At 71.0% G+C, this 19,860-nt stretch carries 19 protein-coding genes; 13 read left to right on the top strand and 6 right to left on the bottom strand.

Annotated elements, in window-relative coordinates; genetic code table 11:
* Nucleotides 1-11: 11 nt before the first annotated feature.
* A complete protein-coding gene (locus ACWD3I_RS28115; protein WP_003997603.1) occupies nucleotides 12-245 on the bottom strand; it encodes an Lrp/AsnC family transcriptional regulator in 234 nt (77 codons plus the stop codon).
* 206 nt (nucleotides 246-451) lie between these two features.
* Here ACWD3I_RS28115 and ACWD3I_RS28120 point away from each other — a divergent pair, with 206 nt between their 5' ends.
* A complete protein-coding gene (locus tag ACWD3I_RS28120) occupies nucleotides 452-1,417 on the top strand; it encodes a thiamine-phosphate kinase (protein WP_266887579.1) in 966 nt (321 codons plus the stop codon).
* Nucleotides 1,414-2,232, top strand: coding sequence for a bifunctional hydroxymethylpyrimidine kinase/phosphomethylpyrimidine kinase (thiD, locus tag ACWD3I_RS28125; RefSeq protein ID WP_365402622.1), 819 nt, complete (start codon nucleotides 1,414-1,416; stop codon nucleotides 2,230-2,232). The genes ACWD3I_RS28120 and thiD overlap by 4 nt, the downstream gene beginning before the upstream one ends.
* 115 nt (nucleotides 2,233-2,347) lie before the next feature.
* On the opposite strand, the gene rpmB is transcribed toward thiD, so the two are convergent.
* The gene (rpmB, locus tag ACWD3I_RS28130; RefSeq protein WP_003973430.1) at nucleotides 2,348-2,533 is read right to left on the bottom strand and encodes a 50S ribosomal protein L28; all 186 of its coding nucleotides are present in this window, start codon (nucleotides 2,531-2,533) and stop codon (nucleotides 2,348-2,350) included.
* Between the two features lie 259 nt (nucleotides 2,534-2,792).
* On the opposite strand from rpmB, the gene ACWD3I_RS28135 reads away from it, so the two are divergent.
* Complete coding sequence (locus ACWD3I_RS28135) at nucleotides 2,793-4,682, top strand: DAK2 domain-containing protein (RefSeq protein ID WP_365402625.1); 1,890 nt, start codon at nucleotides 2,793-2,795, stop codon at nucleotides 4,680-4,682.
* Nucleotides 4,683-4,685: 3 nt separating this feature from the next.
* On the opposite strand, the gene ACWD3I_RS28140 is transcribed toward ACWD3I_RS28135, so the two are convergent.
* On the bottom strand, nucleotides 4,686-7,949 hold the full coding sequence (locus ACWD3I_RS28140; RefSeq protein WP_365402628.1) for a tetratricopeptide repeat protein: 3,264 nt from the start codon (nucleotides 7,947-7,949) through the stop codon (nucleotides 4,686-4,688).
* Nucleotides 7,949-9,787 carry an HSP90 family protein gene (locus ACWD3I_RS28145; protein WP_365402631.1) on the bottom strand — a complete coding sequence of 613 codons (1,839 nt, stop codon included), beginning with the start codon at nucleotides 9,785-9,787 and terminating at the stop codon, nucleotides 7,949-7,951. The genes ACWD3I_RS28140 and ACWD3I_RS28145 overlap by 1 nt, the downstream gene beginning before the upstream one ends.
* A gap of 163 nt (nucleotides 9,788-9,950) precedes the next feature.
* Here ACWD3I_RS28145 and recG point away from each other — a divergent pair, with 163 nt between their 5' ends.
* The 8 genes from recG (at nucleotide 9,951) to mutM (ending at nucleotide 17,162) form a co-directional block, all read left to right on the top strand.
* Complete coding sequence (recG, locus tag ACWD3I_RS28150) at nucleotides 9,951-12,149, top strand: ATP-dependent DNA helicase RecG (RefSeq protein WP_365402634.1); 2,199 nt, start codon at nucleotides 9,951-9,953, stop codon at nucleotides 12,147-12,149.
* A gap of 105 nt (nucleotides 12,150-12,254) precedes the next feature.
* Nucleotides 12,255-12,845 carry a 16S rRNA (guanine(966)-N(2))-methyltransferase RsmD gene (gene rsmD, locus ACWD3I_RS28155; protein ID WP_365402637.1) on the top strand — a complete coding sequence of 197 codons (591 nt, stop codon included), beginning with the start codon at nucleotides 12,255-12,257 and terminating at the stop codon, nucleotides 12,843-12,845.
* A 26-nt stretch (nucleotides 12,846-12,871) separates the two neighbouring features.
* Nucleotides 12,872-13,351: a pantetheine-phosphate adenylyltransferase gene (gene coaD, locus ACWD3I_RS28160; RefSeq protein WP_365402640.1), complete on the top strand. Its 480-nt coding sequence runs from the start codon at nucleotides 12,872-12,874 to the stop codon at nucleotides 13,349-13,351.
* Nucleotides 13,352-13,408: 57 nt separating this feature from the next.
* Nucleotides 13,409-14,458, top strand: a complete 1,050-nt coding sequence (locus ACWD3I_RS28165; protein ID WP_365402643.1) for an ATP synthase F0 subunit B — start codon at nucleotides 13,409-13,411, stop codon at nucleotides 14,456-14,458.
* A 133-nt stretch (nucleotides 14,459-14,591) separates the two neighbouring features.
* Nucleotides 14,592-15,245, top strand: a complete 654-nt coding sequence (locus ACWD3I_RS28170; RefSeq protein WP_365402646.1) for a YceD family protein — start codon at nucleotides 14,592-14,594, stop codon at nucleotides 15,243-15,245.
* A gap of 2 nt (nucleotides 15,246-15,247) precedes the next feature.
* Nucleotides 15,248-15,421 (top strand): 50S ribosomal protein L32, encoded by a 174-nt coding sequence (gene rpmF / locus ACWD3I_RS28175; protein WP_015657589.1) that lies wholly within the window; start codon nucleotides 15,248-15,250, stop codon nucleotides 15,419-15,421.
* 7 nt (nucleotides 15,422-15,428) lie between these two features.
* A complete protein-coding gene (gene rnc / locus ACWD3I_RS28180; protein ID WP_451084204.1) occupies nucleotides 15,429-16,229 on the top strand; it encodes a ribonuclease III in 801 nt (266 codons plus the stop codon).
* A 72-nt stretch (nucleotides 16,230-16,301) separates the two neighbouring features.
* The gene (mutM, locus tag ACWD3I_RS28185; RefSeq protein ID WP_365402653.1) at nucleotides 16,302-17,162 is read left to right on the top strand and encodes a bifunctional DNA-formamidopyrimidine glycosylase/DNA-(apurinic or apyrimidinic site) lyase; all 861 of its coding nucleotides are present in this window, start codon (nucleotides 16,302-16,304) and stop codon (nucleotides 17,160-17,162) included.
* Here mutM and ACWD3I_RS28190 read toward each other — a convergent pair.
* Together ACWD3I_RS28190 and ACWD3I_RS28195 are read right to left on the bottom strand one after the other, a co-directional pair.
* Nucleotides 17,135-17,518 (bottom strand): winged helix-turn-helix transcriptional regulator, encoded by a 384-nt coding sequence (locus tag ACWD3I_RS28190; RefSeq protein ID WP_365402656.1) that lies wholly within the window; start codon nucleotides 17,516-17,518, stop codon nucleotides 17,135-17,137. The two genes, mutM and ACWD3I_RS28190, sit on opposite strands and share 28 nt — an antisense overlap.
* Before the next feature lie 84 nt (nucleotides 17,519-17,602).
* Nucleotides 17,603-18,775 (bottom strand): CAP domain-containing protein, encoded by a 1,173-nt coding sequence (locus ACWD3I_RS28195; RefSeq protein ID WP_365402659.1) that lies wholly within the window; start codon nucleotides 18,773-18,775, stop codon nucleotides 17,603-17,605.
* Between the two features lie 173 nt (nucleotides 18,776-18,948).
* Between ACWD3I_RS28195 and ACWD3I_RS28200 the strand changes: the two genes are divergently transcribed.
* Together ACWD3I_RS28200 and ACWD3I_RS28205 are read left to right on the top strand one after the other, a co-directional pair.
* Nucleotides 18,949-19,230 carry an acylphosphatase gene (locus tag ACWD3I_RS28200; RefSeq protein ID WP_046258852.1) on the top strand — a complete coding sequence of 94 codons (282 nt, stop codon included), beginning with the start codon at nucleotides 18,949-18,951 and terminating at the stop codon, nucleotides 19,228-19,230.
* Nucleotides 19,231-19,612: 382 nt separating this feature from the next.
* Nucleotides 19,613-19,816, top strand: a complete 204-nt coding sequence (locus ACWD3I_RS28205; protein ID WP_037649730.1) for a hypothetical protein — start codon at nucleotides 19,613-19,615, stop codon at nucleotides 19,814-19,816.
* Nucleotides 19,817-19,860: the final 44 nt, after the last annotated feature.

Here is a 19,860-nt window from a genome sequence, read left to right on the forward strand (position 1 = left end):
GTAGACGGGGGCTACAGATGGACGACCGGGCAGGTCAGGGTGCGGGTGATGCCGTCCACTTGCTGGACCTTCGCGACCACCATGCGGCCCAGGTCGTCCACGGTGTCGGCCTGCGCCCGCACGATCACGTCATAAGGTCCTGTCACGTCCTCGGCCTGGATCACCCCAGGAATCTTGCTGATCGTCTCGGCGACGGTCGACGCTTTGCCGACCTCCGTCTGGATCAGGATGTACGCCTGTACCACGGAACCTCCAGGGCGGCCACGAGGATCATGTGGGGAAAAGGAACGCCACGGTATCGCGTCGCCGCTCGCCGCGGGGAGACCTGCGGGACCGGCGGCCTCCGCGCCGGGGGCAGGCAATGACAGAAGTTGACGGTCTCTTCGACCGTATCGAGGACACTGGTCACGCGCGACCGGGCACAACAAGGGACAGAAGGGGCGAAAGGGCAATGAAGGGCACTGTTGGTGAGCTCGGGGAGTTCGGGCTCATCAGGGAGCTCACCTCCCGTCTCACCACCACCCCGGCGGTCCGGGTCGGCCCCGGCGACGACGCCGCGGTGGTGGCCGCTCCCGACCGCCGGGTCGTGGCCAGCACCGACATCCTCCTGGAGGGACGGCACTTCCGCCGCGACTGGTCCACGGCCTACGACGTGGGCCGCAAGGCCGCCGCACAGAACCTCGCGGACATCGCCGCCATGGGCGCCGTGCCGACGGCTCTCCTGCTCGGCCTGGTCGTGCCGGCCGAACTCCCGGTCACCTGGGCGAGCGAGCTGATGGACGGACTGCGGGACGAGTGCCAGGTGGCGGGCGCGTCGGTGGTGGGCGGGGACGTCGTACGAGGAGACACGATCATGGTCTCCATCACCGCGCTCGGCGATCTGCGCAACCAGGAGCCCGTCACGCGCGGCGGCGCACAGCCCGGCGACCTCGTCGCGGTGACCGGCTGGCTGGGCTGGTCCGCGGCCGGTTTCGCGGTGCTCTCCCGCGGCTTCCGCTCACCGCGCGCCTTCGTGGAGGCGCACCGGCGCCCCGAACCGCCGTACCACGCGGGCCCCGCGGCCGCCGGGCTCGGCGCGACCGCGATGTGCGACGTGAGCGACGGGCTGATCGCCGACCTCGGGCACATCGCCGAGGCCAGCAAGGTCCGCATCGACATCCGCTCCGGCGCGATCGACATCCCGTCCCAGATGAACGACATCGGGCAGGCCGTCGGCGTCGACCCCATGCAGTGGGTGCTCACCGGGGGAGAGGACCACGCGATCGTGGCGACCTTCCCGCCGGACGTGAAGCTGCCGGCCCGCTGGAAGGTCATCGGCGAGGTCCTCAACCCCTCGGCGCTGCCCCAGGTGACGGTCGACGGGGCGCCCTGGACCAGCAAGGGCGGTTGGGACCACTTCGGGGACATCGAGTCGTGAGCGCGCCGCCGAGGGTGCTGACGGTCGCGGGCTCCGACTCCGGCGGAGGCGCCGGGATCCAGGCGGACCTGAAGGCGATGCTCGCGCTCGGCGTGCACGGCATGAGCGTCGTCACCGCCGTCACCGCCCAGAACTCCCTCGGCGTGCAGGGGGCTTGGGAGCTGCCGGTGGCGGCCGTGCGGGCCCAGTACCGCAGCGTCGTCGACGACATCGGCGTACAGGCCGTGAAGACCGGCATGCTGGCCTCGGCGGAACTCGTCGAGGCGGTGGCCGAATTGATCGGCGGCACGGACGCCCCGGCCGTCGTCGACCCGGTCGGCATCTCCAAGCACGGCGACTCGCTGCTGGCCGCGTCCGCGCTGGACTCCGTACGCACGAAGCTGCTGCCGGTGGCCACGGTGGCGACACCGAACCTCGACGAGGTGGCGCAACTCACCGGCGTACGGGTGGAGACCGAGGAGGACCTGCGCCGGGCCGCGGCCGCCGTCCTGTCGTACGGGCCGAAGTGGGCCCTCATCAAGGGCGGCCATCTCAGCGGCGACGCCGTCGATCTCCTCACCGACGGCTCGCAGGAGCACTGGCTGCGCTCGCCCCGCTACGACAACCGGCACACGCACGGGACGGGCTGCACGCTCGCCTCGGCGATCGCCTCGCACCTCGCCAAGGGGCAGTCCGTGCCGGAGGCGGTGGCGGCGGCCAAGGAGTACGTCACCGGGGCGATCAGGGGCGGGTTCGCGCTGGGCGGGGGGATCGGGCCCGTGGATCACGGGTGGGCCCTCAGGTCTCCGGCAGGGCCGGGTACCGCCTCGGCCTGATGGCCGTGGCCTTCTACCGGTCGGGCGCTTCTCGGGCACAGCAAGAAGCCGACCCACCTCACGGTGGACCGGCTACTTACAGCGAACCAGCAGTGGCCGCGCGCTTAACTGTGCGTCAGCGCGAGACCTTGCCGGCCTTGATGCACGAGGTGCAAGCGTTCACGCGCTTCGGCGTCCCGCTGACCACGGTACGGACGCGCTGGATGTTCGGGTTCCAGCGACGGGACGTACGGCGGTGCGAGTGCGAGATGTTGTTGCCGAAGCCCGGCCCCTTGCCGCAGACGTCGCAGTTGGCAGCCACGGGTCACTCCAAAGACTTCAGATGCACTTACGGATAGATCCCGGCGTGCCGGGATCGAGATCGTAGGATCAGAGATCTGAGTGGCGCTGCCGGGGGAAATGGCCCGATCAGGATCGGGCAACCGGAGCAGCATACAACGACTGCGCCAGTAGAACGAAACTACCATGGCTGGTCATGGGCCTGCTCCAGGCCCTCTTCCGGCGGACACCTCTCCGGGGTCTACGCTGCGTCCACATCCGGGCAGCTCAGGGAGGCGCAGGTGGCGCAGGTGCCGCAGACATTCTTCGATGCTCTCGCGGTACGCACCTGGTGCGGCCTCGCGCTGACGGCGCTGGGGCGGGCGCGCGAGGAGATCGACGCGATCAATGTCTACCCCGTCGCCGACGGGGACACCGGCACGAACCTGTACCTGACCATGGAGTCCGCCGTCGCGGCCGTCGAGGCCGTGTTCGAGGGCCACGAGGTCGGACCCGGAGGCCACCTGGGCGGCTCGGGGGGTGCCGGGAAGCCGTCGCCGGCCGACGCGGCGCGCGCGATGGCGCACGGCGCCCTCATAGGCGCCCGGGGCAACTCCGGCACCATCCTGGCGCAACTGCTGCGCGGCATGGCCCAGGTGCTCGCCGCCGACAGTGAGACGGTTCACACCGACGGGGCCGGCCTGCGGCTCGCCTTCCGGCGCGCCGCCGACTCCGCCCGCCGGGCCGTGGCCCACCCCGTCGAGGGAACGGTCCTCTCGGTCGCCTCGGCGGCGGCCGACGCGGCCGAGACGACCGACGGCGGCTGCGGGGTGGTGGCGCGGGCCGCCTACGAAGGGGCACGGGAGGCTCTCGCGGCGACTCCGGGCCAACTGGCCGTGCTGGAGCGCGCCGGGGTGGTCGACGCCGGGGGGCGGGGACTGGTGGCGGTGCTCGGGGCGTTGGTGGAGACGTTCACGGGGGAGGCGCCCGGGGCGGTCCCCGGGCGGCTCGCGCGGGTGGGCCACGAGGGCTCAGGGACCTTCCACGCGCGCGTGGACACCGGTGGCGCGGAGACGGCTGACGGTGTCGCGGCGCCTGTTGACGGCACTTCCGTGGCCTACGGCGATCCGCGCGGAGGCTCCCTGTCCCTCGCCGGGGGCGAGGCGGCCCTTGACTCGGGCTCTGCGGCTCGGGCAGATGCCCGTGCGGCGGGGGCGGTCGGCCCCGGTGATGTCGACGACTGCGCCGACAGTCCCCTTGAACAGGGCGGGCCCGCCTTCGAGGTGATCTATCTCCTGGAGGCCGAGGACGACGCCGTGGACCGGCTGCGGATGCGGCTCGACGGTCTCGGGGACTCGCTCGTCGTGGTGGGCGGCGACGGTCTGTGGAACGTCCATGTGCACGTCGACGACGCGGGCGCCGCGGTGGAGGCGGGAGTCGAGGCCGGGCGGCCGTACCGGATCCGGATCACGCACTTCGGGCTCGGCGACGTGCACACGCGGGGCGGTGAGCGGCCGCCGCGGGAGCGGGTGCAGCGGGCCGTCGTCGCCGTCGTGCCCGGCGAGGGACTGGCCGGGCTGTACACCGAGGCCGGCGCGACCACCGTGCTCGCGCGCCCCGGAGAGCCGCCCGCCAGCGGGGAGATGGTCGAAGCCGTACGACGGGCCCACGCGCGCGAGGTCGTCCTGCTGCCCAACGACGCCGACCTGCGCCACACCGCGGCCGCAGCGGCCGAGCAGGCCCGCGCGGAGGGCATCCGCGTCGCCCTCATCCCGACCCGCTCCGCCGTCCAGGGCATCGCGGCGCTCGCCGTGCACGAGCCCGAGCGCCGCTTCGACGAGGACGTCGTGTCGATGACCTCGGCGGCCGGCGCGACCCGCTACGCCGAGGTCGCCGTCGCCGAGCGCCAGTCCTGGACCATGGCCGGCATCTGCCAGGCCGGCGACGTCCTCGGCCTCATCGACGGCGATGTGTCCGTCATCGGCTCGGATGTCGCCGCCGCCGCCGAGACCGTCCTGGACCGCATGCTCTCGGCGGGCGGCGAACTCGTCACCCTCGTCCTCGGCGACGAGGCCCCCGAGTCCATCGCCGACCACCTCGAAGCACGCGTGCGTGAGGGATACCTCGGCGTCGACACGGTGGTCTACCGGGGCGGCCGCCAAGGCGCCCTGCTGCTCATCGGGGTCGAGTAGCCGCTAGTCCTCCAGGACGTCGAGCATCTGCTGCGCCTCCGCCCGCCGGGCCGGCGCGGTCTCGTCGGCATCGCTCTCGTCGTACGCCTCGTATGCCTCGTACGCAGCCAGCACCGCACGCGCGCGTGCCGCCGCCCGTTCGGGGCGGCTCAGGTCGGCCTCCAGCCAGCCCGCGGCGAGCTCGGCGCCGGTACGGCTGTGCAGGGCGTCGTCGCCGAGCGAGGCGAACACCACGATGGCCTCAGTCACCTGGGACAGGGCGTCCTCCATCGCGGCCCGGATGGAGTCGTCATCGTCGTCCTCGGCGGCGGAACGGGCGAGCAGGTCGCCGAACTGCCGGTGCGTGTGCCCGAGCTCGGCGACGAGCCGCTGCCGGGCCTCCTCGTCGGCGGCGTCCGCGCCCAGCGCCTCCTCGCACTCCCGGACCGCGGCCGCCATCAGCTCCCGGGCGTCGCCCTGCCCGTCCTCCGCGCCCAGCGCGAGCCATGCGCGGGCGCGCAGGGCACGGACCAGGCCGTGGACGTCGCCGAGCGAGCGCCACAGCTCACCCGCGCGGGTGTAGGCCTGGTCCGCCTCGGCGGACAGCCCGGCCTGACCGAGGGACTCGGCGGCGAGATGGGCGAGCGTCGCGTGGTCGTGCTGCTCGGGCCAGAGCCTGGCGATCTCGGCCGCCTGCAGCCGCCGTTCGGCCGCCGCGCGGTGCTCGCCGAGCTCGCTCAGGCAGTCGCCGAGCCACCACTGGACCTGGACGACCGCGCCGTCGCCATGCGTCTCGGCGGCCAGGTCGGGCAGCGCCGACTCCAGCACCTCCGCGGCCTCGGCCCACCGTCCCTGCCGCAGCAGGAAACCGCCGAGCAACTGCCGCGCCCACGCGCCCAGCGCCGGCCCCTCGCCGGCCCCGTCGGCCCAGTGCGCCGCCTCCAGGGCATGCTCGGCGGCCTCCTCGACCAGCCCCCTGCCGCCCAGCACCTCGGCGAGCTGGAGGTGCAGCTGGGCCCGTCCGACCGCCTCCAGATACGGCCCGCCGTGCTCCAACGCGGCCCGCAGCGCCCGCTCGGCCTCCGCGACGTCGCCCATATGGTGGGCGAGCTGCGCCAGCCGGGCCTCGGACTCCACGGCGAACCACGGCAGCCCGGCCCCCACGAACCCCTCCGCGGCATGCCGGAACAGGTCCGCCCCGGTCCTCAGCTCCCCGGCGCCGACGGCCAGTTCCGCGAACATCGCCCACGCCTCGGCGGCCCGCGACCCGAGCTGCACATCGTCCCCGGCCCGCCCGTCGACGAGCGCGAGCACCTCCCGTACGGCGGCGTCGGCGTCGGCTTGGAGGGAGGCCATGGAGGGACGGCGGCCCGAGACGCCGGTCGCCGTCGGGTTGCCCCCAGGGGCCGAGGTTGGCGTCGGATCGTCTTCTGCCGGGTCGCTGTTCGGGCCCCCGGCAGCCGTCGCGGCGCCGGCAGGGGCCCCCGCTGCCGTCAGGTCGCCGCCCGAAACCCCGCCGTCCGGCGAACCGTCGCCCGGCATCTCACCTTGGCGGGCAGCGCCGCCGAGGGCCCCACCTGACGGGAGGCCGTCCGTGACCGGGCCGTCCACGGGAGTCGCGGCCGACGTCGGCGCCCCCTCCCCGGCAGCTTCCTCCCCGAGCGGACTGCCCCCGTCGCCGCCCACCTCGGGCGCCTCCCCGGCCTCCTGCACCCGCCGCATCAGGATCCGTGCCCGCGCCATCAGTACCGACGCCGTCTGGCGTACGCCGGTGCCGTCCTCGGCGTAGAGCGCGAGGATCTCGTCGTACGGGCCGGCGATCGCCGTGAGCGCCGCGTCCATGTCGCCCGCGAGTGTGCGTACGAACGCCGCACGCGCGCGTGCGGCCAGCGCCTCGCCAGGATCGCCCGCCTCCGTGTACAGCTCGGCGGCACGCTCGAACAGCTCGATGCCTTCGGGGCCGAGGTCCATGGCCTGGTGGTCGGCGATCTCCGCCCGGTCGCGCGGGTCCAGTTCGACGTCCTGCGCCGCCCGCGAGACCGCCACCCACGCCTCGACGGCGTTCGGCAGCAGACCGTCCGACAGCCGCCGCGCCTCGGCGATCAGAGCCGCCAGATCCGGCTCCACGGCCTCCGGCGCGACCACGGGGGACGCGACCGCCGAGGCGGCCGTCCTCGCCGACCGCACCCCCAGCGGCAATCGCTCCACCAGCGGCTCCTGTGCCATACGCGCGCGTGCCCGCTCGCTGACGTGCGCCGTGCCGTTGCGCGCGTCGAAGCGGCCGGCCAGGCCGAGGGCCTCCGCGCGCGCGTGCGTGGCGAGTTCACGGGCCGTCCACGAACGGCCGGCCGGTCCCGGAACCTGACGGTCGCCGAGGCCGAGCCCGGTCAGCCGGTCCATGAGCAGCGCCACCACGCTCAGGAACTCCAGCCCGCTGCGCGGATGCCCGGTGTCCGTGAAGTACGCGGGCCGCTCCGCGAGCAGCTCCAGACCGCGCGCCTCGTTGCCGCTCAGGGCGCAGAACTCGACGTGGTCCGCGTAGGCACCGCGCATGCTCTCCATGGCCCGTACGAGCCGGAACCCCCGCAGATGGTTCGCGCGCGCCTCGTCTGGGCGGCCTAGGCGCAGCAGGGGCAGCAGAGAGGCCGCGAGGGAGGTGTGCGGCTCGTGCGCGCAACTGAGCTCGCCCTCCAGGACCGGCGCCCACAGCTCGAGCGCCTCCGTGTCCCGGCTCCGCTCGCTCTGCCACCAGCCCTGCCCGTGCAGCTCGCACGCGTGGCAGTCGGCCATGTGGTCCCGGTCGGCGGCGAGCCACGCGGCGTACGCCCGTTCCGCGCGCGGCAGGTCACCGATGTGCGCGGCGACGTTGAACTCGGCGCTGCGCACGGCTCGTTCGGAGTGACCGGCGAGCCGGTAGCGGTGCTCCATCTCGCCGAGCCACTTCTCGATGGAGGCGAGCGGCACATGCGGCTGGTCGAGCATGCCGGACGACATCCACTTGAAGACCCAGTGCAGGGTGTGGGTCTCGTACTCGTCGAAGTCCTCGGGCCGCTCGTCCCACATGCGCAGCAGACGCGCGAAGGGGACGAACATCCTGTCCTTCTCGGAGCTGTAGTTGTAGACCTTCAGCTGGTGTCCGAGCGCCTCGATCACGGCGAGCGGGACGTTCAGCTTCTCGGCCGCCACCAGCAGCTGCTCCGCGCGGGCGTTGCGGGCGGGACCCTCCGGCTGCTCGCCGTTCTCGGCCATCGCCCGGCGCAGGGTGTCGAAGTCCGTGATCTCGCTCATCAGCGACCCTCCTCGCCGTTCGTGGCCCACTCCAGCAGGCCCATGAAGGCCCGGTTCAGCAACGCCGAGTCCGCGGGCCTGAGCGGCCGCTGCGCCATCAGCAGCGCCTGTCCGTACAGGGACTCCGTCGCGGTGCCGATCAGCTCCGGATCGCCGAGTGAACTGATCCGCCGGATCAGCGGATTGAGGTGATTGAGCACCAGACGCGCGCGTGGCGCGCTGCCGCGCAGCGAGCCGAGGATGCCCGCCCACAGGTCGTCGGCCTGCGACTCGGCCTCCGCGCGCGCCTGCTCGTGCCGGGCGGACCGGTCGTCCAGGTGCAGCGCGGGCACGGAGAGCGGGCGGAACGCGCGCAGTACGACGTCACAGCCCAGCGGGTCGAGTCTGGCCCGCGCGGCCGCCAGGAAACCGGACAGCGCCAGCTCGTCGGCCGGGTCGACCGCGTCCAGGTGCGCGGTCACGGTGTCGGTGTCCAGCTCGGCGACCACCGTCCCCGGCCGCACCGACGGCAGCGCCTCGACCAGGTCGCTGTCGTACGTGTAACCGCCGTTGACCACCCCCACGCCCTGCGCGGACGCGATCGGCGCGACCTGCCGGTACTCCTCCACGGTCCGTGTGAAGTGCACGACCGGGTGCCGCTGTGCGAACTCCTCCAGGGACAGCTGTCCGTCGGTGGTCTCGAAGGGCAGCCACGGCAGCATCGTGCGCAGCATGTCCTTGTCGTGCCGGGCCAGCGACTTCACGCCCAGATGGTGCACGGAGAGGAAGGCCGCCAGCCGCTCCGGGTCACCGGCGGCCAGCCCCGTCAGCCAGGACCGGATCTTCTCGCCCAGCGCCTCCCGCACGGCCGCCAGCGTCTCGTCCTCGTACAGCGACTCGCGCGAGGCCGTCGGCCGCAGACTGTCCGTGTCCAGGACACAGCGCACGAAGAACGCCCAGTCCGGCAGCAGCTGTTCGGCGCGCTCGGTCAGCAGCATGCCCTTGAGGTGGACGCGATGCGTCGCGCGCGTGGCCGGACTGACCGCCGAGGGCAGCACATACGCCATTCCGCGGATCCCGGCGAGCGGCACGGTCAGCTCGATCGAGTCCAGCGGGGTGAACCCGAAGAGGTCGTGACAGTGCCGCGCCAGGGCCACCCTTCGGGTGGCGGGGGAGGGGTAGGGCCGGTCCCAGGGCGCGGGCAGGTCGGTGACCGCCTCGTCGCCCACCCGCACGTCGTACGGCAGCAGCGAGCCGAAGTCCCGCGCCAGCGTGAGGACCCGCTCGGCGGTGAGCCACTCCCCGGCCCCCGCCCGAGCCGTCAGATGCACGGTGGTACCGGGCTCGGGACGGGCCTCGTGCGTCAACGTCCGCACGGTGTACGAACCGTCCTCGCTCGCCGTCCACTCCACGGGCGCCGCCTCGGGCGTACGGGCACTGCGGCTGACGACCCGGATCCGCTCGGCCACCACGAAACAGGCGAGCAGGCCGATGCCGAACTGGCCGAGGAAGTCGGAGCGGGCCTCCTGGAGCCCGTCCTGCAGTCCGTCGGTCCGCTTCGAGCTGCGGCCGATGGTCGCCAACAGGGTGTGCACATCCGCCTCGGTGAGCCCCACGCCGGAGTCCTCGACCCGCAGGGTGCCCTCCTGGGCGTAGAGCCTCACCTTCGCCGGGGCGTCGGGCTGTTCGGCGCGCCGGGCGGTGATGGCGTCCACGGCGTTCTGCAGCAGCTCGCGCAGATAGACCTTCGGACTGGAGTAGAGGTGATGGGACAGCAGGTCCACCAGGCCACGCAGGTCGACCTGGAACGTATGAGGTGATGGGGATGCCTGGGATGACTGTGAGGTCTGGGAGTCCATCGCTGCAACGCCGAGGGTGGGGAGGTCTTCGGCGCGGGGTAGGGCGGTCCCGGTGGGGCGGTGACCGCGGGATGGCCGGAGCGCGTCATCCTAGAGCCGGAACAGCCCGTCTGACCAGGGGTTTCCCGAGACCTGTACGGCAATGTCAGTGGGGTGGTGTGCAATGGATCTCGTGCCCGCACTCGAAGAACCACTGAAAAAGGTGCTCGGCCCACCCACCGCGAAGGTGATGGCCGAGCATCTCGGCCTGCACACCGTCGGCGACCTCCTGCACCACTACCCGCGCAGATACGAGGAGCGGGGCCAGCTCACACACCTGGCCGACCTCCCCATGGACGAGCACGTCACCGTGGTCGCCCAGGTCGCCGACGCGCGTCTGCACACCTTCGCCTCGGCCAAGGCCCCCCGCGGCAAGGGACAGCGCCTGGAGGTGACCATCACCGACGGCAACGGCCGCCTTCAGCTGGTCTTCTTCGGCGCCGGCGTCCACAAGCCCCACAAGGACCTCCTGCCGGGCACCCGCGCGATGTTCTCGGGCAAGGTGTCGGTCTTCAACCGCCGCCTCCAACTGGCGCACCCTGCCTACGAGTTGCTGCGCGCAGACGCGGAGGAGACGGTGGAGACCTGGGCCGGTGCCCTGATCCCCATCTACCCCGCCACGGCCAAGCTGGAGTCCTGGAAGATCGGCAAGGCGATCCAGACGGTCCTCCCCAGCGCCCAGGAGGCGGTGGACCCCCTCCCGGACTCGCTCCGTGACGGACGTGGCCTGGTCCCCCTCCCCGAGGCACTCCTCAAGATCCACCGTCCGCACACCAAGGCCGACATCGAGGACGCCCGCTCCCGCCTCAAGTGGGACGAGGCCTTCGTCCTCCAGGTCGCCCTCGCCCGCCGCCGCCACGCCGACGCCCAACTCCCCGCGGTGGCCCGCAAACCCAAGCCGGACGGCCTCCTGACCGCCTTCGACGCCCGCCTCCCCTTCACCCTCACCGAGGGCCAACAGAAGGTCTCCAGGGAGATCTTCGACGACCTGGCCACGGAGCACCCGATGCACCGGCTGCTCCAGGGAGAGGTCGGCTCGGGGAAGACGATGGTGGCCCTCAGAGCCATGCTCGCCGTCGTCGACGCCGGCGGTCAGGCCGCCATGCTCGCCCCCACCGAGGTCCTCGCCCAGCAGCACCACCGCTCGATCGTCGAGATGATGGGTGAGCTGGCGGAGGGCGGAATGCTGGGCGGGTCCGAACACGCCACGAAGGTGGTGCTGCTGACCGGCTCGATGGGCATGGCCGCCCGTCGCCAGGCCCTGCTCGACCTCGTCACCGCGGACGCCGGGATCGTCATCGGCACGCACGCGTTGATCGAGGACAAGGTGCAGTTCCACGACCTCGGGCTCGTCGTCGTGGACGAACAGCACCGCTTCGGCGTGGAACAGCGGGACGCCCTGCGAGGCAAGGGCAAACAGCCGCCCCACCTCCTCGTCATGACCGCCACCCCCATTCCGCGCACGGTCGCCATGACGGTCTTCGGCGACCTGGAGACCTCGGTCCTGGACCAGCTCCCGGCGGGCCGCTCCCCGATCGCCAGCCATGTGGTCCCGGCCGCCGACAAGCCCCACTTCCTGGCCCGGACCTGGGAGCGGGTGCGGGAGGAGGTCGAGAACGGCCACCAGGGGTACGTCGTCTGCCCCCGCATCGGCGACGAGGAGGTGGATCCGAAAAAGAAGAAGTCCCCCGAGGACGAAGCCGAGAAGCGCCCGCCGCTGGCCGTTCTCGAGGTGGCGGACCAGCTGGCGAAGGGGCCGCTGCAAGGCCTGCGCGTGGAGGTCCTGCACGGGCGGATGCACCCCGACGACAAGGACGCGGTCATGCGCCGCTTCGCCGCCGGCGAGACGCATGTCCTGGTCGCCACCACGGTCATCGAGGTCGGCGTCAACGTCCCGAACGCCACCGCCATGGTGATCATGGACGCCGACAGGTTCGGAGTCTCCCAGCTCCACCAGCTCCGCGGCCGCGTCGGCCGTGGCTCGGCGGCCGGCCTCTGCCTCCTGGTCACCGAGATGCCCGAGGCCAGCCCCGCCCGCCAGCGCCTCAACGCCGTCGCCGCCACCCTCGACGGCTTCGAGCTCTCCCGTATCGACCTCGAACAGCGCCGGGAGGGCGACGTCCTCGGCCAGGCCCAGTCCGGCGCTCGCACCAGCCTGCGCATGCTGGCCGTCATCGAGGACGAGGAGATCATCGCGGAGGCGAGGGAGGAGGCGGCGGCGGTGGTGGCGGCGGATCCGGAGCTCACCACCCTCCCGGGCCTGCGCACGGCCCTGGACGCCCTCTTGGACGAGGAGAGGGAGCAGTACTTGGAAAAGGGGTGAGGGAGACTTGCCAGAGGCGCGGGGCCGCATTGGATATGCGGCTACCGCCGCGCGAGCGCGACCAGCCACACTGAACCTGAAGCCGCCCACAACCAAGGACCGAAGATGACCCGCGTGATCGCCGGCGCAGCCGGCGGACGTCGACTGGCCGTCCCGCCAGGGACCGGAACCCGCCCCACCTCCGACCGCGCACGCGAAGGTCTCTTCTCCACCTGGCAGGCCCTGCTCGGAGGCCGCCCCCTCCACGGGGAACGCGTCCTGGACCTGTACGCAGGTTCAGGCGCCGTGGGCCTGGAGGCCCTCTCCCGTGGCGCAGGCCACACCCTCCTCGTCGAGGCCGACGCCCGAGCGGCCCGCACGATCCGCGAGAACGTGAAATCTCTCGGTCTCCCCGGCGCCGAGGTGAGGGCGGGCAGAGCCGAACAGATCATCCAGTCGCCGGCGCCGACCCAGCCGTACGACATCGTCTTTCTCGACCCTCCGTACGCCGTCTCGGACGACGATCTTCGGGAGATTCTGCTCACACTCCGTACCCAGGGCTGGCTCACGGCCGAAGCCCTGGTCACCGTGGAGCGCAGCACCAGAGGCGGAGAGTTCCACTGGCCGGACGGCTTCGAAGCGCTCCGGTCCCGTCGCTACGGCGAAGGAACCTTTTGGTACGGTCGCGCCGCCTCTACGTGCGAAGACGCACGATGACCGGACCGGAGAGCGAGGGATCTCAAGTGCGCCGCGCCGTCTGTCCCGGGTCGTTCGACCCGATCACCAACGGACATCTCGACATCATTTCCCGCGCCTCCCGTCTGTATGACGAGGTCTATGTCGCGGTCATGATCAACAAGTCCAAGAAGGGCCTGTTCGAGGTCGAGGAGCGGATCGAGCTGATCCGCCAGGTCACCGCCGAATACGGCAACGTCAGGGTCGAGGCCTTCCACGGCCTCCTCGTCGACTACTGCAAGCAGCGCGACATCCCGGCCATCGTCAAGGGACTGCGCGCGGTCAGCGACTTCGACTACGAGCTGCAGATGGCCCAGATGAACAACGGCCTGTCCGGCGTCGAGACGCTCTTCGTGCCGACCAACCCCACCTACAGCTTCCTCTCCTCCTCGCTCGTCAAGGAGGTCGCCACCTGGGGCGGAGACATCGCCCACCTGGTGCCGCCGCTGGTTCTGGAGGCGCTCAACGAGCGCCTGCGCAAGGACTGATGGGGCTACAGTCGTTCCGTCCGTCTCCAACACAGCTGTAGAGAGTGGCGAGCACAGGTGGACGTGCAGAAGAAGCTCGACGAGATCGTCGCCGCGGTCTCCGGCGCCCGGTCGATGCCCATGTCGGCCTCGTGCGTGGTCAACCGCGCCGAGCTGCTCGCGATGCTGGAGGAGGTGCGGGCGGCCCTGCCCGACTCCCTCGCCCAGGCCCAGGAACTGATCGGCGGCCGTGAGCAGATGGTCGAGCAGGCCCGCCAGGAGGCCGAGCGGATCATCTCGACCGCGCACGCCGAGCGCGGCTCGCTGATCTCCGACACCGAGGTGGCCCGCCGCTCCCAGACCGAGGCCGACCGCATCCTCACCGAGGCCCGCCGGGAGGCCGAGGACGTCCGCGCGGAGGCCGACGACTACGTCGACTCCAAGCTCGCCAACTTCGAGGTCGTCCTCACCAAGACCATCGGCTCCGTCGGCCGTGGCCGCGAGAAGCTCCTCGGCACCGGCACGGGCCTCGACGAGCAGGGCTACGAGGACGAGGACGCCCCCGAGCGCAGCCATGACCCCGAGACCCTGCGCCGGGACGCCGACACCTACGTCGACACCAAGCTCGGCGCCTTCGAGGCGGTCCTCAGCAAGACCCTGGAGGCCGTCGGCAAGGGCCGCCTGAAGCTGCACGGCCGGATCGCCTCGGACGACCTCGGCTCCCTCGCCGACGACAACACCACCGTCCAGCACTCCAGCGACGCCGACTACCTCGCCGACCTCGCGGCCCTCGCCGAGCAGGACAACCGGGCCGCCGCCGAGCAGCCCGGCCAGCCGCAGTACGAGCCGCAGCCGGCCTACGGCTACCAGCAGACGGACACCTACGGCGGCGGCTACCCGCAGCAGCAGGCCTACGCCCAGCAGCAGGATCCCTACGGTTACCAGCAGGCCGATCCCTACGCCTACCAGGGCTACGACGCCCAGCAGGCCGCCTACGACGCCGGACAGACCCAGCAGGACCAGCAGCACGCCCAGCAGTCGTACGCCCTCGACGAGACCAGCCTCTTCGACACCGGCATGATCACGCCGGAGCAGCTCAGGGCCTACGAGCAGGGTCGCGGCCAGTAAGGAACCACCGGATTGGGCCGTGAGGGAAAGGTCCAGTATCCTGGCTCTTCGGTCGCGTGTACGTCCGCGATCAGCGCTGCCCGGGGAACACCGAAGGGCAGCGTCCCTCTGAGTTCGAAGATCGAAAGCAGGAATGGCTCTGAACGCCCGCCTCGACCACCGCAAGCCTCTCGTGTTCGACACACACGAGCTGGGGCGGCGGCCTGGTGCGCTGCAGCGCCTGACCCGTGAGATCGACGCTCCCAAGGATCTCGGGATCGCGGGAGTGATCGGAGTGCCGGAAGGCGCCCCGGTGGAGCTCGACCTCCGGCTCGAGTCGGTCATGGAAGGGGTGCTTGTCACAGGCACCGCCCGTGCACAGGCCGAGGGGGAGTGCGTAAGGTGTCTGGAGCCGCTTGAGCTGGAGCTCGCAGCGGACTTCCAGGAGATGTTCTCGTACCCTGACGCCGACGACCGGGGCCGCCCCAAGGCGGAGCCGGCCGACGACGCCGAGGAAGACGAGGACAGGCTCTTCATCGAGGACGGCCTGTTCGACCTCGAACCCGTGCTGCGTGACGCGGTGGTGCTTGCCCTGCCGATGCAGCCGGTGTGCCAGGACGACTGCCCCGGCCTGTGCTCCGAGTGCGGAGCGCGGCTGGCGGACGCCCCGGACCACCACCACGACGCCGTCGACATCCGTTGGGCGGCACTGCAGGGACTCGCCGGTTCACTCGAAGATGGCGAGAAGGACGAGATCAGTGGCGAAGCGCCTCGACCGGCGCGCGCCAACGAGAAGCAGGAGAAGTAGCCGTGGCTGTTCCGAAGCGGAAGATGTCGCGCAGCAACACGCGCCACCGCCGGTCGCAGTGGAAGGCTGCGGTCACCCCCCTGGTTGCGTGCGAGCGCTGCCACGAGCCCAAGCAGCAGCACATCGCGTGCCCGTCTTGCGGCACGTACAACAAGCGCCAGGTCCTCGAGGTCTGAGCGGCTGGTGAGAGGCACTGTGTCCACTCCGAAGAAGTCTGCGGACAACACGGCCTCGTCCCACACGCTGTTGGAAGGGCGGCTCGGGTACAAACTCGAGTCCGCCCTTCTGGTGCGTGCGCTGACCCACCGGTCCTATGCGTACGAGAACGGCGGTCTGCCCACCAACGAGCGCCTGGAGTTCCTCGGGGACTCCGTCCTCGGCCTCGTGGTCACGGACACGCTGTACCGCACCCACCCCGACCTGCCCGAAGGCCAGCTGGCCAAGTTGCGGGCCGCGGTGGTCAACTCTCGTGCGCTGGCGGAGGTGGGCCGTGGGCTCGACCTGGGCTCCTTCATCCGGCTCGGCCGTGGTGAAGAGGGTACGGGCGGCCGGGACAAGGCATCCATCCTTGCCGACACCCTCGAAGCGGTGATCGGCGCGGTCTATCTCGACCAGGGTCTGGAAGCGGCGGGCGAACTCGTCCACCGGCTCTTCGACCCACTGATCGAGAAGTCCTCCAACCTCGGTGCCGGCCTGGACTGGAAGACCAGTCTCCAGGAGCTCACCGCGACCGAAGGGCTCGGCGTGCCCGAGTACCAGGTCTCGGAGACCGGCCCCGACCACGAGAAGACCTTCACTGCTGCCGCCCGCGTCGGAGGCGTCTCGTACGGCACCGGCACCGGCCGCAGCAAGAAGGAGGCGGAGCAGCAGGCCGCCGAGTCCGCATGGCGGTCCATCCGGGCCGCGGCGGACGAGCGAGCCAAGGCTGCAGCGAAGGCCGCCGAGGCCGACGCCGGCGCCGACGAGGCGCCCGCCTCCGCCTGACCGCACAGCGCGATACCCAGAGCGCCCGTCCCGCACCGGGGCGGGCGCTCGACTCATACACCGGGGGATCCCATGCCCGAGTTGCCCGAGGTCGAGGTCGTACGACGAGGTCTGGAGCGGTGGGTCGCCCACCGTGCCGTCGCCGAGGCCGAGGTGCTGCACCCGCGTGCGGTACGCCGTCACATCGCCGGCGCCGACGACTTCACGCACCGTCTCAAGGGGCATCGCATCGGCGTGCCCAGCCGTCGCGGCAAGTATCTGTGGCTGCCGCTGGAGGACACCAATCAGTCGGTCCTGGCGCACCTCGGCATGAGCGGCCAGCTGCTGGTCCAGCCGCACGAGACCCCGGACGAGAAGCATCTGCGCATCCGCGTCCGCTTCGCCGACGGCCTCGGTACGGAACTCCGCTTCGTCGACCAACGCACCTTCGGCGGCCTGTCGTTGCACGACAACACCGAGGACGGTCTGCCCGACGTCATCGCGCACATCGCCCGCGATCCGCTGGACCCGCTCTTCGACGACGAGGCGTTCCACCAGGCCCTGCGTCGTAAGCGCAGCACCATCAAACGGGCCCTGCTCGACCAGTCGTTGATCAGCGGCGTGGGCAACATCTATGCGGACGAGGCACTTTGGCGCGCCCGCGTCCACTACGAGCGTCCGACCGAGGGATACACGCGCCCGCGCACGGCCGAACTCCTGGGTCACGTAAGGGATGTGATGAACGCGGCGCTCGCGGTGGGCGGCACGAGTTTCGACAGCCTGTACGTCAACGTCAATGGCGAGTCAGGCTACTTCGACCGCTCGCTCGACGCGTACGGCCGCGAGGGACTGCCCTGCAAGCGGTGCGGTACGCCGATGCGGCGAGCGCCCTGGATGAACCGGTCCAGCTACTTCTGCCCGAAGTGTCAGCGGGCGCCGCGCGTCTCGTCGTAGCGCTGACGTGCCGCGAGCACGTCGTCCATGCGGCCCTCCACGAACTCGATGAGGCCGACCAGTCGCTCGGCCACGCCGTGTCCCAGCGGGGTCAGTTCGTAGTCCACGCGGGGTGGGTTGGTCGGCTGCGCCTCGCGGTGCACCAGGCCGTCGCGCTCCAGCGCCTGCAAGGTCTGGGAGAGCATCTTCTCGCTCACGCCGTCCACCCGACGGCGCAGCTCGTTGAAGCGCAGGGAGCCCTCGTACAGGGCGCAGAGCGTCAGCCCGCCCCAGCGTCCCGTCACATGCTCCAGCGTGTTGCGCGAGGGACAGGCCCTGGCGAACACGTCGTAGGAGAGGTCGAGCGTGGTGTCCATGCACCCCAGCGTACGGGAGCACAGCGCTAACGAAAAGGGAGCACTAACCATGGGTTAGCGCTCCCTTTCTTCGGTCCTCTTCGATCAGTACCCGAAGTCCTGCGTCCACCACGGGCCACCCGACCCGAGGTTCACACCGACCCCCAGCGTCTTGAAGTCGCAGTTCAGGATGTTCGCCTTGTGGCCCGGGCTGTTCATCCAGGCCTCCATCACCGCGGCCGCGTCGGTCTGGCCCCGGGCTATGTTCTCGCCGCCGAGGCTGGTGATGCCGGCTGCCTCGGCCCGGTCCCAGGGGGTGTTGCCGCTGGGGTCGGTGTGGTCGAAGAAGCCCTCGGCGGCCATCGCGTCGCTGAAGTCCTCGGCGAGCTTGCCCAGCGCGCTGTTCGCGGCCACCGGGCTGCAGCCCACCTTCGCCCGCTCCTCGTTCACGAGCTTCAGCACCTCGGCCTCGGCCTGGACCTCCGCCGAGACCGTCACCGGGGCCTTGGTGTTCGCCGGCGCCTTCGTGGCCGTGCGGGAGGGCGTCGCCTCCGGCTTCTTCTCACTGGGCGTGGCCGTCGGCTTCGTCGACGGCGCCTTGGTCGGCGCGGCCGTCGAAGGTGAGACGGACGGTGTGGGAGAGGCCGAGCGCTCGCCGTCGCGGCTGGCCGCCTCGTCGTCCCGGCCGTCGTCGGCACTGCCGGAGGTGCCGCCCTGCTCGGTCGCGGAGTTGGTCGGGGTGTCCGCGGCCTGCACGTTGTCGGCGTTGCCACCGCCGAGCTTGTAGTTGTCGAGGCCGGGCACCACACCCGTGGCCACCGCGACCGTGCCGATCGCGACCGCCGCGGAGACCCCGAGCAGACCGGTCTTGACCGGCGTCACGACCCTCTTCTTACGGCGACGGCGCGAACCCCCGCCGCGCCGCGGGCCGTCACCCGGCGAGAAACCCTCGCTGGCGAACACCGCGGTGCTCGTGGTGCCCGTGGCCTGGGCGTACTCGTCGTCCGTCGCGTAGAGGTAGTCGTTGCTGCGGGAGTGCGCCTCGGGGTTCAGATAGGGCGCGATGCCCACCGTGGGGTACTCGCCCGTGTGGTGACCCCGGGCGTCGGCGTCGAAGTCGTACGAGAACTGCTGGTCCAAGCCGTACGAGTGCTGAGGGTCGTAGTTGTACGAGTGCTGCGGGTCGTAGCCGCTCGTGTACGAGCCGTCTGTTTCTGTGACCCCCGTGGCGCGGCCCGTGGCGGCGCGGCCGGCGGCGGAGCGTCGGTGGCGTCCCATGTGTCCTGGCCTTCCTCGTCCTTTGTGGCCGACTCGTCCCCAGCGGTCGGACCGAACTCACAAAACTCACACGATCGAGTGAGTTTCGTATGAGATTCATTGGCAGGGGACGGTACCGCATGGCGCCAGGGGAGGGAGAGCCCAGAGAGACATTGGTTGGTTAGGTTGCATCTATGAGCGAGGATGTGCGACTGGTCGCCTGGGTGCGAGGACGGGTCCAAGGTGTGGGTTTCCGCTGGTTCACGCGGGCCAAGGCCCTCGAGCTCGGGGGGTTGAGTGGTTTTGCTCTCAATTTGGGGGACGGACGGGTCCAGGTGGTCGCGGAGGGCCCGAGGGGGCGGTGCGAAGGACTCCTCGACTGGCTCCAGGGCGAGGACACGCCCGGGCGCGTGGACGGTGTCACCGAGATCTGGGACACACCCCGCGGGGGTTACGACGGCTTCGCCATCCGCTGAGCCGGTTCTGTAAAGCGGGCCAGGTGGGACCGGAGGGGCATGCCACTGGCACGTGCCCGAAGCAGAAAGGCCCTGGTGGTTGCCAAGAACGGCATTTCCTGGGAGGCTCCGCACTTAAGGATGATCGCTACGCCCTGAGTGCCCCGCAGGAGTCGCTGCGCCGCCGATTCCCGGCCGCGTGCCCCCGGGTTGCCGCCAATACAGGGCGTGATCGTGTTGACCGTCAAACTTTTTGGTGAGACGCTGAATGCACCCCGCGCACCTTAGCTGTTTGGCATGGATGAACGGCAGCACGAACTCAACAGTGCCAAGCATCGCGGGTGCGAATCCCTCACGACCCACACCGCTTCGGTCGGTCACTCAGTGTGGAGGACCATCCATCATGGCAAAGGCGCTTCTCGGTTACGTCGGCGGCTCCGACCCGCGACTCATTGCCGAGATGCGACGGCTCCAGCAGCGCGTACAGGACCTCGAATCCGAGCTCGTACGGATTCAGGCCGAGAACGACGCGCTCGCGGCTGCCGCTTCTCACGACTCGCTTCTCGAGAGCATCGACGCACACCAGGCGGAGCCCGCGCTCACCTGATCACTGCATCGCATCACGACACACGCAGTGGTTGGGCTGCTCGT

The organism is Streptomyces sp. NPDC002817, from assembly GCF_053592055.1.

What these genes read in the sequence shown, in the direction of transcription:
- recG (WP_365402634.1), top strand. Translation starts at nt 9,951, where the DNA reads ATGGATCTCGTGCCCGCACTCGAAGAACCACTGAAAAAGGTGCTCGGC.
- ACWD3I_RS28140 (WP_365402628.1), bottom strand. Translation starts at nt 7,949, where the DNA reads ATGAGCGAGATCACGGACTTCGACACCCTGCGCCGGGCGATGGCCGAG.
- ACWD3I_RS28120 (WP_266887579.1), top strand. Translation starts at nt 452, where the DNA reads ATGAAGGGCACTGTTGGTGAGCTCGGGGAGTTCGGGCTCATCAGGGAG.
- rsmD (WP_365402637.1), top strand. Translation starts at nt 12,255, where the DNA reads ATGACCCGCGTGATCGCCGGCGCAGCCGGCGGACGTCGACTGGCCGTC.
- ACWD3I_RS28205 (WP_037649730.1), top strand. Translation starts at nt 19,613, where the DNA reads ATGGCAAAGGCGCTTCTCGGTTACGTCGGCGGCTCCGACCCGCGACTC.
- ACWD3I_RS28195 (WP_365402659.1), bottom strand. Translation starts at nt 18,775, where the DNA reads ATGGGACGCCACCGACGCTCCGCCGCCGGCCGCGCCGCCACGGGCCGC.
- ACWD3I_RS28170 (WP_365402646.1), top strand. Translation starts at nt 14,592, where the DNA reads ATGGCTCTGAACGCCCGCCTCGACCACCGCAAGCCTCTCGTGTTCGAC.
- ACWD3I_RS28145 (WP_365402631.1), bottom strand. Translation starts at nt 9,787, where the DNA reads ATGGACTCCCAGACCTCACAGTCATCCCAGGCATCCCCATCACCTCAT.
- ACWD3I_RS28190 (WP_365402656.1), bottom strand. Translation starts at nt 17,518, where the DNA reads ATGGACACCACGCTCGACCTCTCCTACGACGTGTTCGCCAGGGCCTGT.
- ACWD3I_RS28200 (WP_046258852.1), top strand. Translation starts at nt 18,949, where the DNA reads ATGAGCGAGGATGTGCGACTGGTCGCCTGGGTGCGAGGACGGGTCCAA.
- mutM (WP_365402653.1), top strand. Translation starts at nt 16,302, where the DNA reads ATGCCCGAGTTGCCCGAGGTCGAGGTCGTACGACGAGGTCTGGAGCGG.